The sequence below is a fragment of the Photorhabdus viridis genome (assembly GCF_040256935.1).
GTDB lineage: Bacteria > Pseudomonadota > Gammaproteobacteria > Enterobacterales > Enterobacteriaceae > Photorhabdus > Photorhabdus viridis.
In genome coordinates, this window is sequence record NZ_JBEJZY010000130.1 from 1 (window position 1) to 1,877 (window position 1,877).

The window sequence follows — 1,877 nt, forward strand, 5'->3', positions numbered from 1 at the left end:
CTCTGTTCGGGTAGGCAGGATTAAATTAATTGAGCATGAGTCAGAGACTGGATTAAAACCGGGTGGTCATACTTTGGCTAAACATGTTGGGTTATCGGAGCAGGAATTGAGAGAAAGACTCTTAAATAACAAGTCGATATCTAGAGCAAGTACATTTTACAATCAAGATGTAGCAGAGAAAGTGATTTCGGAAGCTCTAAAAGCAAATAGAATACACTTGGAGAATTGGGCTAAATATGTCCCTCCAACAGTATCTGTACCTATTGAATACGTTTCAAGTACCTCTATTGGTTTTGGTGTTACTAAAGGATCGAAATATGTAGAAAAGTTATATAAAGTCAGGGTTGTCCTAAGATATTCTGAATACAATGGTAAACCATTTTATATATTAACAGCATTTCCAAAGGCTTAATTTAATGACCGGACAATATCCATTCCTAGATATCTTAATGCATGCCTACTTTAATCAGGACTTCGATATAATATCCGGTCCTGAGCTTGATGATGTTATCAATGATTTTCTTAATGACACATCTCAGGGAATGAAAAAAGGGTTAATAGAAGAAATCAACGATCTTATTAGCTCTTCTGAAGATGTAGAGAACACATTTGATTATCATTATCATGATGCTGAAGTTCTCCCCGAAGGGTGGGGCATGACAGCGCTTGAATTTTTGACACATGTGTCAAATAAGTCACAAGATTATTTAAACAAGAACACTGAACAAGATGAATAATTAAGGCATTCTGAATTTAACGGCAAACAATACTATATATTAACAGTATTCCCAAAATTTAATTAAAATTTATGGAGAAGAAAATGGAACTAAATCGTTTAATGTATGCTTATTTCAATCAAGATTACGATATAATATCTTGCCCAGAACTTGATAACGTCATAAATGACTATCTTGATACTACAAGTGAAACGATGAAAAGAGAGTTAATGAAGGAGATAGAGTCTTTTATCCAGAATTCAGGAGATATAGAGAAAGACTTTCAAGTACTCTATTATAGTTCTAGTTTCTGCCCTAGATTATGGAATACCACAGCACTTGAATTTTTAAATCATATATCTCAAAGGACCCAGAATTTTTTAAATGCACATCCTGAAAAAAAGATGAGTAATTAAAATTGCTTTAATACAACAGTAAACAAAGAGGTGAAATATAATGGACATGAGAGAAAAATTGCAGTACGTAGATAAGCTGAAAAATGCTATTGATAATAATGATTATGAATTATTTCAAAAAATATCCAATGAGTTGCAAGGAAATTATCTTAATATTGCACCATTAATATTATTAGAAAATATTAATTATCTTATCCGTGACACTAAAAATTTAAAGGGATGTTCTAGAAACCATCATTATGATGCAGCTGATCCAAAGTTATGGGAAACTGTTTCCGCCATATTAGAACATCTGAATCAGTCATCAAAAATAATGCAAAGTTATATAAATAAACACATTAAAAAGGATAAATAAATCAATCTTATATCCGTAAAGTTTTCAAGAAAAAACGCTTTTGAAGGTAGTGGATTAATTATATATTATACTTCAAAAGCGCCATTCAATAGTAATGACATGCTATATAAATAAGCTATTAATAATAGTGATACACCCATTTTTATCATTCCGAGTTGTCGCTGTAACGAAAACGCTTTTATGAACTCTTCCACATATTTAAGTAACTGCCGCATATATTGACAGCAATGATTTTGTGTTACCGTTTCATGTAACGATTGCTACAAGCGTTCAATCTTGTTTAGCGAAAAACGCCGTAAACCCTCGCCCAGTGCGGGCGGGGATATAAGGCGAAAAGCCCGCAGGGCTTTAAAGATCAATCTGGCGTTGACTGACTCTGAACGTAGGCTC

Annotated in this window: 4 protein-coding genes and 1 pseudogene; 4 read left to right on the forward strand and 1 reads right to left on the reverse strand. The window is 33.2% G+C overall.

Annotation, left to right across the window (positions count from 1 at the left end):
* The 4 genes from ABR397_RS22405 to ABR397_RS22420 all read left to right on the forward strand — a co-directional run.
* A partial coding sequence (locus tag ABR397_RS22405) for an RNase A-like domain-containing protein (RefSeq protein WP_350307644.1) occupies positions 1 to 412 on the forward strand: 412 nt, incomplete at its 5' end.
* 4 nt (positions 413 to 416) lie between these two features.
* Positions 417 to 737 (forward strand): contact-dependent growth inhibition system immunity protein, encoded by a 321-nt coding sequence (locus ABR397_RS22410; RefSeq protein WP_350307645.1) that lies wholly within the window; start codon positions 417 to 419, stop codon positions 735 to 737.
* A gap of 83 nt (positions 738 to 820) precedes the next feature.
* Positions 821 to 1,132: a contact-dependent growth inhibition system immunity protein gene (locus ABR397_RS22415; protein ID WP_350307646.1), complete on the forward strand. Its 312-nt coding sequence runs from the start codon at positions 821 to 823 to the stop codon at positions 1,130 to 1,132.
* A 40-nt stretch (positions 1,133 to 1,172) separates the two neighbouring features.
* Positions 1,173 to 1,487 carry a hypothetical protein gene (locus ABR397_RS22420; RefSeq protein WP_350307647.1) on the forward strand — a complete coding sequence of 105 codons (315 nt, stop codon included), beginning with the start codon at positions 1,173 to 1,175 and terminating at the stop codon, positions 1,485 to 1,487.
* Positions 1,488 to 1,552: 65 nt separating this feature from the next.
* Here ABR397_RS22420 and ABR397_RS22425 read toward each other — a convergent pair.
* A pseudogene (locus ABR397_RS22425) lies at positions 1,553 to 1,771 on the reverse strand (hypothetical protein); the annotation flags it as partial.
* Positions 1,772 to 1,877 lie beyond the last annotated feature (106 nt).